7 protein-coding genes are annotated in these 14,143 nt (G+C 61.3%); all 7 read left to right on the top strand.

The features are described 5' to 3' along the window. Positions 1-457, top strand: a 457-nt coding sequence (locus ABYO54_RS05555; protein WP_372807250.1) for a hypothetical protein, incomplete at its 5' end; no start/stop codon positions are given. A gap of 58 nt (positions 458-515) precedes the next feature. Next, positions 516-1,190 carry a hypothetical protein gene (locus ABYO54_RS05550; protein ID WP_372807249.1) on the top strand — a complete coding sequence of 225 codons (675 nt, stop codon included), beginning with the start codon at positions 516-518 and terminating at the stop codon, positions 1,188-1,190. Between the two features lie 209 nt (positions 1,191-1,399). Continuing rightward, positions 1,400-4,606 carry a GH116 family glycosyl hydrolase gene (locus tag ABYO54_RS05545; RefSeq protein ID WP_372807248.1) on the top strand — a complete coding sequence of 1,069 codons (3,207 nt, stop codon included), beginning with the start codon at positions 1,400-1,402 and terminating at the stop codon, positions 4,604-4,606. Continuing rightward, on the top strand, positions 4,599-6,047 hold the full coding sequence (locus ABYO54_RS05540) for a sulfatase (RefSeq protein WP_372807247.1): 1,449 nt from the start codon (positions 4,599-4,601) through the stop codon (positions 6,045-6,047). Before ABYO54_RS05545 ends, ABYO54_RS05540 begins: the two co-directional genes overlap by 8 nt. Before the next feature lie 11 nt (positions 6,048-6,058). Continuing rightward, entirely contained in the window at positions 6,059-8,782 is a 2,724-nt protein-coding gene (locus ABYO54_RS05535) for a sulfatase-like hydrolase/transferase (protein ID WP_372807246.1), read from the top strand. A gap of 15 nt (positions 8,783-8,797) precedes the next feature. After that, positions 8,798-13,081, top strand: a complete 4,284-nt coding sequence (locus ABYO54_RS05530) for a sulfatase-like hydrolase/transferase (RefSeq protein WP_372807245.1) — start codon at positions 8,798-8,800, stop codon at positions 13,079-13,081. A 243-nt stretch (positions 13,082-13,324) separates the two neighbouring features. Beyond that, positions 13,325-14,143, top strand: an 819-nt coding sequence (locus ABYO54_RS05525; RefSeq protein WP_372807244.1) for a hypothetical protein, incomplete at its 3' end; no start/stop codon positions are given.

The raw sequence follows: 14,143 nt of genomic DNA, 5'->3' as shown, positions 1-14,143 counted from the left end.
CTATTGGATTGGCGGCACCGAAGCCCAGCAGGAGAACAGAAACACCGGCTGGCAACTGGGGACGGACGAATCCACCCAACTCAACACCATCGCCGACAGTGAATCCGGCAGCTATGTGACTTTCGAGGATATCGCGATCACCAACGGGACCCTGGAGGTGCGCACGTGGGATTACAACGGCAACACGATCAGCACGCTTTCCGCCCTGTCGCTTTCGGTGGTACGGGGCGAAGTCGAAACGCCGGAACTCGCCATCGAAATGATTTCCACGAACCAGGTCGAAATCAGCTGGAACAGCAGTATCGGCGCGGTATACAGCGTCCAGTCGCGGCAGAATCTCGTCATCAACGATTGGACCACGATTGCCGACGGTCTGGCGGCCACCCCGCCCGTCAACGCCTACACGACTACGGTCAACGGCGCCACGGCGGAATTCTTCCAAGTGTCGGGCGAATAAAAAAGATTTGAAGGGGGCGTCATGGTGGCGCTCCCTCCAACGGAAAAGGAGAAATCAGATGAATAGAAAAATCGGAACGGCCGGAATGGTTCTGGCCTTCGCGGTCGGCGTGCAGGCGTCTATGGTCACGCTTGATTTGACAAAGGCCGGCACGAGCGAAACGGCTGCCGGACTGAACCAAACGTTCTTGGATGATTTCGATCTCGGCAACGGGTGGACCGCCGACATCACGGTTACCACGGCAGGGGGCAGTGGTCTCAATACCATCGCGGTCGGCTACGGTGTTGCGGGTGGCGCAGAGGCAAACCGCATGGGCCCCGGCGATACCATGACGTTCACGTTCAGCGATCTCTCTGCGGGGATCACGGCGCTTAACTTCGTGGGATTCATTTCGGAAAATGACACGGGCGCTTGGGCGATGGGTTCGGCTACGGCCAATAATGCGGCAGCCGATACAATGCTCATTAACGGAACACCGTTTGTCGCGGGTGCTTTTACCGACACCGCTCCGGCCCTTTCGTTTAGTCCCGATGGGCACCCGGGCTATGTCTATCAAACCTTGGATACGGCGGTTGCGGCAAATGCGAGTGACGCGTTCGAAATTGGCATGTCTGCGGGAACGGTTCGTCTTCAGGGACTTCAGTTCGAAGCGATTCCCGAACCGGCGACGCTGGGGATGGTGGCCGCATTCGGCGGATCGATCCTGTTTATCCGTCGCCGTTTGGTGATGTAACGCTTGTCTTCGGTACCTGAGAAGCCTCTCGGGAGTTTCCCCTGTGGGGGATATTCCGGGGGGCTTTTTCTAAAGATAGGACGCTGAAAATGAAGACGAGAACGGGACGCATGGCGCTCGCGCTTTTCGCGGGGTTTTGGGGTGCCGATGGGGCGGGGTTGCGCCATGATGCGCCATCGAATTTGGTATAAAGCGATTCAGGAGATCGGATGATGGAAAAAACGGACGCGGAACAAACTTCGGGCCATGCGTGTTGCTCGGGTACCTGCGGGGCCCCCACGGCGGGGCGGCGCAGTTTCATCAAGGCCACGGGGCTTTCGGCAACCCTGCTGGCGGCCGGCCGCACCAACGTGATGGCGGGACCTTTCTCGCAGGCGGACTTTGAGAAAATCGTTCCTTCGGACAAGAAACTGGGCAAGGAGTGGATTGCCGGGCTGTATGCGCGCGGGAATCCGCTGAGCGCGACCGGGGAGGATCTGAAATATATCGGCATGCCGATCAACGGCATTTGCACCGGGCAGGTGTATCTCGGCGGCGACGGCAAGCTCTGGCATTGGAACCTCGATGCGTCCCGCGACCAGAAGAACAAAGGCTCGGGGCCGCGCTTCCTGGACCCGGATGTGGCGCATTCGCCGATGAGCCAGGGCTTTGCGCTGCAGGTGGGCGGAAAGGCGTTTGCCCTGGACCGCAACGGGTTCGAAAACGTTACCTTCACCAACCAATATCCGATGGCGACGGTGGACTATGCCGATGGTGCCTGTCCGGTGTCGGTACGGCTGCAGGCCTATACGCCGTTCATTCCGCTGAACCGCGACGACTCCAGCTATCCCGTGGTCGTGATGCGCTACACCATCGGCAACCCCTCCGACCGCGAACAGGAGGTGGCGATCGCGGGTTGGATCGAGAATTTTTCCAACGCCAATTCCGGCAAGCATGCCGCCGGCACAAAGCATTGCGTGTACCGCGAACTGGACGGGATCTCGACGGTCGAGTGTTCCGCCCGCTTCGATGGCCCCGGCGGCGATCCCGAAAAGGTCGTGTTTGCCGATTTCGAGGGCGGCACCTACGGCGACTGGACGGTCGAGGGAGCGGCGTTCGGAACCAAACCCTCCACCGGGCCGGATGCGGCGGGCGTACAGAAGTTGTCGGGGATGCAGGGCAACGGGCTCGCCAACACCTGGACGGGGAGCGACGAACTTCAGGGCAAACTGATCTCGCCCGCCTTTCTGATCGAGAAGCCCTTTATCAATTTCTTGATCGGCGGCGGAGCCCACCCGAAGCAGTTGACGGCCAGCCTCTGGGTGGACGGCAAGATCGTCCGGTCGGCGACCGGCAAAAAATCGGATGCCATGCAATGGGTTTCCTGGAACGTGACGGCCTGGCAGGGCAAGCAGGCCCATTTCGAAATCCTCGACGCCAGCTCCGGCGGCTGGGGGCATATCGATGTGGATCAAATCGAGTTTTCCAACCGCCCGCCGGCCGGAACCGCTTCCAATCGGCTGGAGAAGGCCGCCGATTTCGGCTCGATTGCCCTCGGGGTGCTGGGCGACGAACGACCGGAGCTGGGCGATGTCGCGCGGCGCCGGCCGGATGCGGAGGACCTCTTTGCCGCCCCGTCGACCGCGTTGCGCAACGGAGCCGTCGGCGAGGTTGATTTCAGCGAGCGCGCCTTTGCGTCGCTCGGCCGGAAGTTTGTCCTCAAGCCCGGCGAGTCGAAGACGATGGCCTTCGCGCTGTCCTGGCGCTTTCCGAACCTGCAAATCAACAAGGTGTTTGGCAAAAGCACGGTGGCCGAGACCAACCACTATGCGACGCTTTGGCCGACCGCGGCCGCGGCCGCCGGCGCGGTGGCTTCGCGCGAGTCCGAGTTGCACCGGACCACGCAGCTGTGGGCCGACACCTGGTATGATTCCACCTTGCCGTATTGGTTCCTCGAGCGCACGTTTTTGACGCTGGACTGCGTTCAGACGCAGATGGGCCAGCGGCTCGCGGAAAAAGGCAACGTGCCGGAGCATTACAATTTCGAAGAAGGGGTCAAGTGCTGCCCCGGAAACTGTACCCACGTTTGGCACTATGCGCATGGACTCGCCCGCATCTTCCCGCAGATCGAGCGCGAAAACCGCGATAAGGTCGAGTTCGGCTTGGGCTTCGACCCGAAAACCGGGGTGATGCGCCATCGCTACACCGACCCGAAGTTCGGCGATGCGATCGACGGCAATTGCGGCACGATCCTGCGCGTCTTGCGCGAGAGCCAGATGACGCCCGACTACACCTTCCTGGAACGCATTTGGGATCGGGTGCAATGCGCGATGGACCATGTGATCCAGAAATGGGATGCGGACGAGGACGGCCTGCTGGAAGGGTCGCAGCACAATACGCTGGATGAACCCTGGTTCGGCCAGGTGCATTGGTTGATCAATCTATACCATGCGGCGCTGAAGGCCTCGGCCGTGATGGCGCGGCAGATGAACCGGCCCGCAGTGGCCGCCCGTTACGAAACGATCGTGGCCAAAGGGGTTCCGGGGATGGTCGATTTGCTCTGGAACGAGCAGTTCGGCTATTTCATCCACAAGCCGGGGCCGGGCGAGGATCAAAAGCACGGTTCCACCAACGGCTGCCACATCGACCAGTTGCTCGGCGATTCCTGGCTCTGGAACGTGGGCATCGATCCGGTCCTGCCCAAGGATAAAGTCCATACTGCGCTGGAGTCGCTCTGGACGTATAACTTCACCCCGAACGTGGGTGATTTCAGAAAGGCCATGACCGACGGCCGCTGGTATGCCGCCGAAGGCAACGCGGGGCTGATCATGTGCTCCTTCCCGAATGGAAAGGTCGAACCGAAAAGCGGCAAGAAAAGCTATGCGGGCTATCTGAATGAATGCATGACCGGCTTCGAGTGGCAGGTCGCCGCCCACATGATCTGGGAAGGGATGATCGAGCAGGGCTTGTCGATCGGCAAGGCCATCTATGACCGCTACCTGCCGCAGGACCGCAATCCCTACAACGAAATCGAGTGCTCCGACCACTATGCCCGCGCCATGGCCAGCTATGGCGCCTTCCTGGCCATGTGCGGCTATCGCTACGACGGTCCCGAAGGCAAGCTGGCCTTCGGCCCCCGTATGCAGCAGGAGGATTTCCGCGCCGGATTCACCGCCGCCGAAGGGTGGGGCAGCTTCGGGCAGCAGGTGGCCAACGGCAAACAATCCGCATCGATCGACTTGCGCTACGGGCAGTTGGCGCTGAAGGAATTCGCGCTGGATCAAGTCGACGGAACGTCTGCGGACAGGGCGCTGGCGACGGTCGACGGCCAGAGCGTCGAGGCGGACTTCCGGCATGCGGCTGGCCGTTATGTGCTTCGTTTCCCGCAAGGGCTGGTGATCAAGGCAGGACAACGATTGGAGATCCGTTATGTTTAGTGTGGAATTCAGGAAAACCGGATGCGCGGCGGCCATGGCCGTCTGCTTGGCGGCCGCGGCCGGCACCGCGGAAAAACCGAACATCATCGTCTTTCTGACGGACGATCAGGGCTACAACGACGTGGGGTGTTTCGGCTCGCCGAATATCAAAACGCCGAATTTCGACCGGATGGCGGCGGAGGGGATGCGCTTTACCGACGCCTACGTCGGCTCGCCGGTCTGCGGGCCGAGCCGGTCGGCGTTGATGACGGGCAGCTACCCGATCCGCATTGCCGAACCCGGAAACAGGAAGGCGCTGCACACGATTCCGCACACGAAGGAGCTGATGATTCCCGAGGTGCTGAAGCCGGCCGGATATGCCACGGCGATCCTCGGGAAATGGCACGCCGGCGATGCGAAAACCCATGGCGACCCGCTGAGCCAGGGGTTCGACTATTTCTTCGGCACCCCCAAGTACAACGGCGTCACGAAGTTGCTGGAGGAGTCCAAGGTGCGGGCCCCGCTAATGCGCAACCGCGAGGTCGTCGTCCCGGCGATCGAGCAGCGGGAGATGGATCAGCTGACGACCTGGTACACGGAGGAGGCCATCCGGTTCATCGCCAAGAACCAAGAGCAGCCGTTCTTTCTCTATCTGGCGCATAACATGCCACATGTTCCGCTGGGGGTTTCCGATAAATTCCGCGGCAAATCGGCGGGCGGCTTCTATGGCGACGTGATCGAGGAGCTCGACTGGAGCCTCGGCGAGATCCTGAAAACGCTCAAGGCGCTGGAGCTGGACGAAAACACGCTGATCGTGTTCTTTTCGGATAACGGGCCGTGGATCGAGAAGGGGATCGACGACCATGCCGGGCATGCCGACCCGTTGCGCGGGGCCAAGATGAAATCGTGGGAGGGCGGCCCGCGCGTACCGTGCATCATGCGCTGGCCCGGAACCATCCCGGCCGGGGAAACCTCCGGCGCCATCGTCACCACCATGGATCTGCTGCCCACCTTTGCCGGACTGGCCGGGCAGACCCTGCCGGCGGACCTGGCCATCGACGGGAAAGACATCCGTCCGCTCATCACGGGGGCCACCGATCAGTCGCCGCACGACTATTACTACTATTATTGCTACACCGGGTTGCAGGCCATCCGGGACGCGCGCTGGAAGCTGGTTTTGCCGCGCGATGCCAAACCCAAGTGGATGGGCTGGTGGGCCCGCATGATCGATGAAGTCAAAACCATCGAACTCTACGACCTGGAAGCGGACCTCGGCGAAACGCGCAATGTTGCCGCGCAGCATCCCGAAGTGGTCGAACGGCTCATGAAGCAGGTCGAGCGGGCCCGCGCCGAGCTGGGCGATGCCGGAACCATCGGCTCCGGCGCGCGCTTCTTCGATCCGGGCAAGAAGCGTCCCGAAATCGCCAAGTACAACCAGTGGAAGTCCAAGGCTTCGAAATAGAGGAACCTCCGATGCGAACGAAAATCCAGATCGTGGCGGCCGCCGTTTTGGGGCTGGCGGCCGGCTCCGGCGGCGGCTCGCCCGCCGTGATCGAGATCGGCATCGATTTCGGCGCTACGGCGCCGGCGACCGCCCACTGGAACCCGTTTTTATATGACGGCACCGGGGGAGACACCACCGTTTCGAACCTGGTTCGCCTCTCGGACGGCGTCGATTCCGGGGTGGCGATCACGGTGACGGGGATCGACAACGATAATGGGCTCAACCACCTGCAGGGTTCCGGAAGCGCGGATGCTTCGATTTATTTCGACCACATCTACGGAAACGATCGCGACGCGGACGACACCTTGACCTTTACGATCTCCGGCCTGGACGATGCGCAGACCTACGGGCTTTTTGGCGGGTTTAAGCGGGACAGCGATTTGTTCGAACATATCTGGACGGTGGGTTCCGACGCGCGAACCAATACGTTCGACGGGACGTATGTCGATGGCTACGAAACCTTCGGCGGGTTGTCGCCTTCCGGCGGCGAAATCGTATTTTCGATCACGGATCTGGCCAACGGCGACTTTGCATCGATTGCGGAGTTGACGATTTTCTGCGCGGTCACCGGGAACGTGCCGCCCTCCGCAACGGCACAGCAGGTGACCACGCTGCCGGACACGCCGGTGGCTATCACGCTGGCCGGCAGCGACTGGGAGGGCAGCAACCTGACCTATGCCGTGGTTTCGCCGCCGGCCCGCGGGGCGCTGGCGACCAACGGCGCGCTTCCGTACCTGACCTACACCCCGGCCGCCGGCTATGCCGGAACGGACGGTTTTAGCTTCAGCGTCAACGATGGCGAGGCGGACAGCGCCCCGGCAACGGTGTCGATTAGCGTGACGATCCCGGCCCATTACGACGACTGGATCGGCCTCCTTGGCATGACCAGCGGGCTGTACCGTCCCGGCGAGGACGCCGACGGCGACCTTGCCGATAATGTCTTTGAGTGGGCCACGGGGTCCAACCCGACCCAGCCGGCGTCCGTTCGTCCGCTGCATATCGGCGGCAACTCGGTCCGCTTCAGCCGGAATACCAACGCCGTGGATATGGTCTACTATCTCCAGTCGACCACGAACCTGGTGGCCTCCAACGGATGGACGACGGTGGCCACCAACCGGCTCGGGGCCTGGAGTCCGCCGGGGTTGGTTGCGGAGAGCGGCACGAACAATCCGGTGGAGGTGACGGTGCCGGTTGATACGAGCGGTGAGAACGAGTTTTACCGGCTCGGTCTGGGGTGGAAGAATCCCAACATCGTCCTGATCTATGCCGACGATCTGGGCTACGGCGACCTCGGTTGCTACGGTGCCACCAAGGTGCAGACCCCCAACGTGGACCGGCTGGCGTCGCAGGGGCGCAGGTTCACCGACGCCCATTCGGCGTCTGCCGTTTGCACGCCGTCGCGCTACGGCATGCTGACCGGCGAATATCCGTTCCGCCAGGATATCTGGGCGCCCACCTCGATTCACGCGGCGCTGTTGTTCCCGGAGACCAAAACGACGATTGCCGATATGCTGAAATCGCAGGGCTACGAAACGGCCTGCTTCGGGAAGTGGCACCTGGGCTTCGGCGATACGGATCCATGCGACTGGAATGCCGCGCTGAAACCCGGTCCGCTGGAACTGGGCTTCGACTACTATTTCGGCGTTCCGGTGGTGAACAGCGCGCCGCCCTATGTCTTCGTGGAAAACCATGGGATTCTGGGGTGGGATGCCGACGATCCGTTGTATTACACGTCGGATGCGCACGCGGCCAATGTGCTTTACTACGACAACAAGGTCATGAACGGCATCTCGGGCGGCGAAGCGGCCCACCTGCTGTACCGCGACTACGACCTCGGCAACCAGTGGGCCGCCCGGACCACGCAGTGGATTGAAGAGCATCGGGATCATCCGTTCTTCATGTATATCGCGACGACGCAGATCCACCATCCCTTTACCCCGGATCCGCGATTCGTGGGCACCAGCGAATGCGGCCTGTACGGCGACTTCATTCACGAGTTCGACTGGATCGTCGGCCAAGTGATGGACAAGCTCGACGAGTTGGGACTGACGGAAAACACACTGATTATCGTGACCAGCGACAACGGCGGCATGCTCAACGACGAGGGCAAGAATGCCTGGAACGCCGGCCACAAACAGAACGGCGATCTGCTGGGCTGGAAGTTCGGCGTCTGGGAAGGCGGGCACCGCATCCCGCTCATCGCCCGCTGGCCGGGCAAAATCGAAGCCGGCAGCGTCTCCGGCGAGTTGATGAGCTCCATCGACTTCATGGCCACCTTCGCCGCCCTCACCGGGCGGGGGCTGAACGACGGGGAGGGGATCGACAGCTTCAATATGCTGCCGGCCTTTCTCGGCGATCCGGCCGAGCCGATTCGCGACACCTTGCTTCTGCAACCCCGATATTCGAACGGCGTCAGCTACCGCAAGGGCGACTGGATGTACATTCCCCGGCGGGGCGATGCCGGGTTCAGCGGAACCACGGGCGGGCCGGGGGCCGTGGCCTGGACCGGCCTGACGAACAGCGACATCGACAGCGACGGCAATTATGTCGACGGCGCGCCGACCACCCAGCTCTACGATTTGGCAAACGACGTGTCCCAGACCGTCAATGTCGTCACGAACCACCCCGATATTGCCGCCACCATGGCCAGCGAGCTGGCGACGATCAGAAGCGGCGGGCAAACCCGACCGTAAGCCGGAGCACATTGGATGAACAAAATCGTTTTATATTTGGGTGTTGTGTTTCTGGCGATGGCGGTCGGCGTGCAGGCGCAGGTCGTTACCCTCGACTTTACGAACACCACGGACGGAAACAATGCCGAGACCTACACGTACGACGATTGGGATCTGTTTGGCGACGGTTCGGTGACCGTGGATATCGTCGTGGATGTGGTCACCGGCGGCACGCTGGATAAAATCGAACATGGGTGGGGATCGAATGGCGGCAGCTCGGGCCGGCTCGATGCGGGGGAATCCATTTCGTTTGCCTTTTCCGATCTGCAGGGATCCGCGGCGCCGTACGTTGCGGGCTTTGCGTTCGTTGGTTTGGTTTCCTCGGTTCAGGACGGCACGATCGTTTGGAACCAAACCGCCGCCGACCAGATCGACGTCAACGGGGTCGCGCTGACGACCTACGATGCCCAGCAGGGCGATGCCATCGCCATGGCATATGCCGCCATTGCGCCGTATGATCTGGAGGACGATTTCACGACGGCCGGGGACGATACCGCCGCGTTGACGATCGATGCCGACGGTGCCTTTACCATCGCACAGATTGCCGAAAGCGGGCGGATCAGCGGGTTTCGGATGAAGGTGGTTTCCTCGGTTGATCTCAGCACGAACGCCGTTGAAATTTGCATCGATTTCGGAGCGACGGCGCCGTCGACCGCCAACTGGAACTGGTTCACCGGCTCCGGCAACGCCACGCTTTCGAATCTGGTTCGCCTTTCGGACGGTGCCGCAACGGAGGTGGGCCTGACGGTTGGCGGAATCACCAGCGATGCCGGACGCAATCATTTGGTGGGCGAGGGCAGTACGGACGCCTCGATTTATGAAGATCATATTTTCGCGCAAAACGAGAGTCCCGAAGACACCCTGACCTTTACGTTTTTCGGGTTGAACGATGCGCTGACCTACCGGCTCTTTGGCGGTTTTAAGCGGGATCACGACGCGTTCGAACATATCTGGACGGTGGGTTCCGACGTGCGAACCAACACGTTCGACGGGACGTATGTCGATGGCTACGAAACCTTCTCCGGCGTTTCGGCTTCGGGGGGCGAAATCACCTTTACCATCTCCGATTTGAGCGCGGGCGACGACTGGGCGTCGATCGCCGAGTTAACGCTGACGGCGAATCCGACGGGCAATGTGCCGCCCATGGCTACCGCGCAGCACGTAAGCACGTTGCCGGACACGCCGTTGGCTATCACGCTGGCGGGCAGCGACTGGGAGGGCGGCAACCTGACCTATGCCGTGGTTTCGTTGCCGACCCGCGGGACGCTGGCGACCAACGGCGCGCTTCCGTTCCTGACCTACACCCCGGCCGCCGGGTATGCCGGAACGGACGGTTTTACCTTCAGCGTCAACGACGGGCTGGCGGAGAGCGATCCGGCGACCGTCTCGATTACGGTCACGAACGAACTTCCCGTCGCCGCTGGGCAACGGGTGCGCGTCACGCCTGATTCTTCGGTAAACATCACGCTGTCCGGCAGCGATCCGGAGGGCCGCGACTTGACGTATCGGGTCGTTGATTCGCCGACCTACGGGGTGCTGACGGGGGCGGAACCGAATCTGGCCTATACGCCGGCAGACGGCTATGAGGGTTCTGACAGCTTTACCTTTGCCGTTAATGACGGGCTGGCGGAGAGCGATCCGGCGACCGTGTCGATTACGGTGGCCAGCAACGGGCCCAATTTTATTATCTTTTTCACGGACGACCATGGCTACAACGATTTGGGGTGCTTCGGCTCGCCGCACATCCAGACGCCGCGCATCGACCAGATGGCGGCCGAGGGCATACGCTTTACCGATGGCTACGTGGCCTCTCCGGTTTGCGGTCCCTCGCGTGCCGGACTCTTGACCGGCTGCTATCCGATACGCATTGCCGAGCCTGCCAATGAAAAGAATCATCATTCGGAGCCGCATGGCGACGAGATCATGATTCCCGAGTTGCTCAAGACGGCGGGCTATACCTCGGCGCTGATCGGCAAGTGGCACAACTCCGGCGAAAGCACCGCCGCGACCAGTTTCCACGCGGGAAGAGGGCCGATCGACCAGGGCTTCGACTATTTTTACGGAACCCCGTCGCATAACGGCACGAAAGCGGTGGACACGGGGAGCAACGTCAATACGTCCATCCTCCGGGCCGATACCAACGGCACCACGGTGGTCGATGCGGACCTGGACCAGAGCGAAGCCGACTACATGATCTACAACTATACGCAGGAAGCGATGGATTTCATGAGCGATGCGCACCGTGCCAACGAGCCCTTCTTCCTGTTCCTTGCCCACAATATGCCGCATGTGTCCCTCGGGGCCCGGCAGGAATTCCGCGACAGCGCCGCCGCACGTGGGCTGGACGTCTATACGGCCGTGATCGAAGAGCTCGACTGGAGCCTGGGGGCGGTGCTCGATAAACTCGATGAGCTGGGCATTGCCGAAAATACCTTCGTGGTTTTTAGCGCGGACAACGGGCCGTGGACCTCGGCAAGCCTGGAGGGTTACTATGGCAGCGCCTTCCCGCTGAAAGGTTCCAAGATGCGCTCGCTGGAGGGTGGCCCGCGCGTGCCCTACATCGTTCGCTGGCCCGGCACGGTTCCAACGAACCGGGTTTCGGAGGAGATTGTGACGACGATGGATCTGTTTCCGACCTTCATGGACTATGCCGCTGTGAATATCCCGGAAGGGCTCGCGATCGATGGGAAGAGCATCCGGAAGCTGATCGAGGGCAAAGAAACCGCAAGCCCGCACGACTATTACTATTATTACTGCTACACGCAGTTGTCGGCCATTCGGGATGCCCGCTGGAAGCTGGTGCTGCCCCGTAGAAACAATCCCGCCAGTGCCTGGATGGCCTGGTGGCGGAGCTGGCAGGATCGGGTGGATGAAGTGCAACTGTATGATCTGGACAACGATCCCGAGGAGACCACCAATCTCGCGGCGCAATATCCCGCGGTGGTGAAACGGCTGCTGGAGCAGGTCGAAGTGGCGCGCGCCGAACTCGGCGACAAGGATCGGATCGGCTCCGGGGCCCGCTTCTTCGATGGGGGCACGCTCCGTCCGGACATTGCGCTGTACAATAACAACGCCACGCAACCCTATGTGGATGAGCCGCTCACGGGATGGCCCAGCTCGGTAAAAACCGGCAAAGGCTCCGCCTTGGTGAGCTACGATGAGCCGGGCAACTACACCTCGGTCGAGCTGGTCTGGGCCTACGAAGATCAGGGGCAGGTGGGGGCGACGGTCTGGGCGGCTGCCGAGGGGGGCGGAAGTGCAAGCCTGGGGGCCGTAAGTGCCGCCGACGCCATCGAATACGAAATCAGCGGGCTGAACCCGTTCCGGCAGTATGTCTACCGGTTTATTCTGACCGACGCGAACGGGGCCCGTTGGTCGATACCCGCCCCGATCCCGCCGGCGGTCGCCGAGGCGATTGCGTACGAAGTCGGCATCGATTTCAGCGACGGCGGTGCCACCCCCGGAAGCGGTTCGGAACCGGGCTGGAACGTCATCAATGGCAACGGCACAAGCACAACGGTTCAGGATCTCCGGACCGGGACTCTCCTTCCCGGCGTCTCCATTCAGGCTTCAGGCATCACGGGCGGCGAGATGACGAACGACGATCTCGGCTTCGGTCATGCAAACTACGGAAACTATCTGGATACGCCGTTTTCCGACCGGTCGGCCAATGACGGGGTTTGGAGCGCCGGTTCCATGCAGATCGCGCTGTCCGGGCTGGATGACGCCCAGTGCTACGATGTGCAGGTGGTTGCGATGCCGGCGGCGAGCACTGGCCTGACCGATTTGACGATCGCCGCCGGAGCGGATTCGCTGGTGCGCACCTATGCATCGTTCCGGCCCTACATTAATAAGGATGCGGATCCGTACACCAACAGCGATGAGGTCTTGACCAGCCCGTTCTATTCCCGGCCGATTCTGGTTCCTGCCCTTTTTGAAAATGTCGCAACGGATGGCGCCGGCAACCTGACCATCACCTTGAGCGACGACGAAGCAATGCCGCTCAGTGCCATTCACGTCACGGCCAAAACGATGCGTCCGCTGCTGGAAGCTGAATCCGCTTCCACCGTCAACTATTGGGTTGATCCGGTTCCGGGCAACCAAGGCTTCCAGCTCCGCCAGTCCACGAATCTTCTGGTGGGTTTCGAGACCATGGAACCGGTGCACTCCTTTACCTCCGAGACCCCCCAGCCATTTTCCCTTCCCCTGAATCCGACCAACCGGTGCGGATTCTATCGGGTCTACGAGGGAACGGAATAAACCGAACCGGTTCCGCGAGGATCGGTTGCTGTTCTTTTCCCCGCATCATCGCCTTCAACGGGGCCGCGTTTTCCGGAAGCGCATCCGCTTGACGCGGTTTTGAAATAAAAGCTGAAAATACCCTTTTCAGGGTATTGGCAAAACTTGCGTTCTGTAGGACCATCTCTTTTGCTTGGAATAGAGGATTCTAGGTCGACTGCATCGTGCAAGGCGGTTGGAAACCGGAAAATAAGGAGAAGAGCAATGAGGAAGGAAATTGGAACAGCGCTGATGGCGATACTGGGCATGTTGTCCGCATCACACGGAGCGATTACGATTGAGTTGGTCGGCGATGGATCCGGCTATGATGAAAACGGTGTCAATGCCTTTCGGTCAACGGGGGTCGTCAAGGGGTTCGATGTGGATGCTGACCATGCCTATGGCACGGAAGGACTCTTCTTTTTCGGAGATGGCTTGCCAAACGACGGTGGAGGCAATTCTTTTGCCACCCATACGCAGGTCGGAGCGTCGTGGGCGACCTTTGCTCAAGGGGCCGATTTTACATCCGTGGCCGAAGGCGGAACCTTCAGCTACGCGATCATCGACGACCCGAGCCTGCCCATCGCGCCGGATGTCGACAACTGGGGCATCCGGTCCGGCGGGGGCGTCGCCAATGTAACTCCCGGTGCGGGGACCTGGCAGGAGATCGTTACCTTCACTATCGATGGGTCGACACCGGACGCGTTCCGCATCGGTATCATGGCGGGCAACCTGAACAACGTAAACTGGAACCCTTCGGGACTGCGTATTTCGGTCGATGGAGGGACGCCCGCCGAGGTGAACGATCTGCCCGGAACAACCGGTCAGGCGAGTTTTGTCTTTTTCGATGTCAGTCTCAACGGGGCAACCGCTGGAACCTTTTCCATCGAGGGGCAACGGCGCGCGGCCTCGCAAGGTGCGTCCATGGCCGGCGTGACGTTCGATGTCATTGATCCCCCCGATGGAGCGACCCTTGCGTTCAGTCCGGGCTCGCTCCCGCTGGAGCTGAGCGCGCCCGATACCAGCGTCGACGGCATCATTACG

Origin of the sequence: Pontiella sp. (assembly GCF_041622395.1) — a bacterium.
In the GTDB taxonomy this organism is placed as follows: Bacteria; Verrucomicrobiota; Kiritimatiellia; order Kiritimatiellales; family Pontiellaceae; genus Pontiella.
The sequence above is the reverse complement of the archived record's forward strand: the minus strand, read 5'-3'. Positions and strand labels throughout refer to the sequence as shown.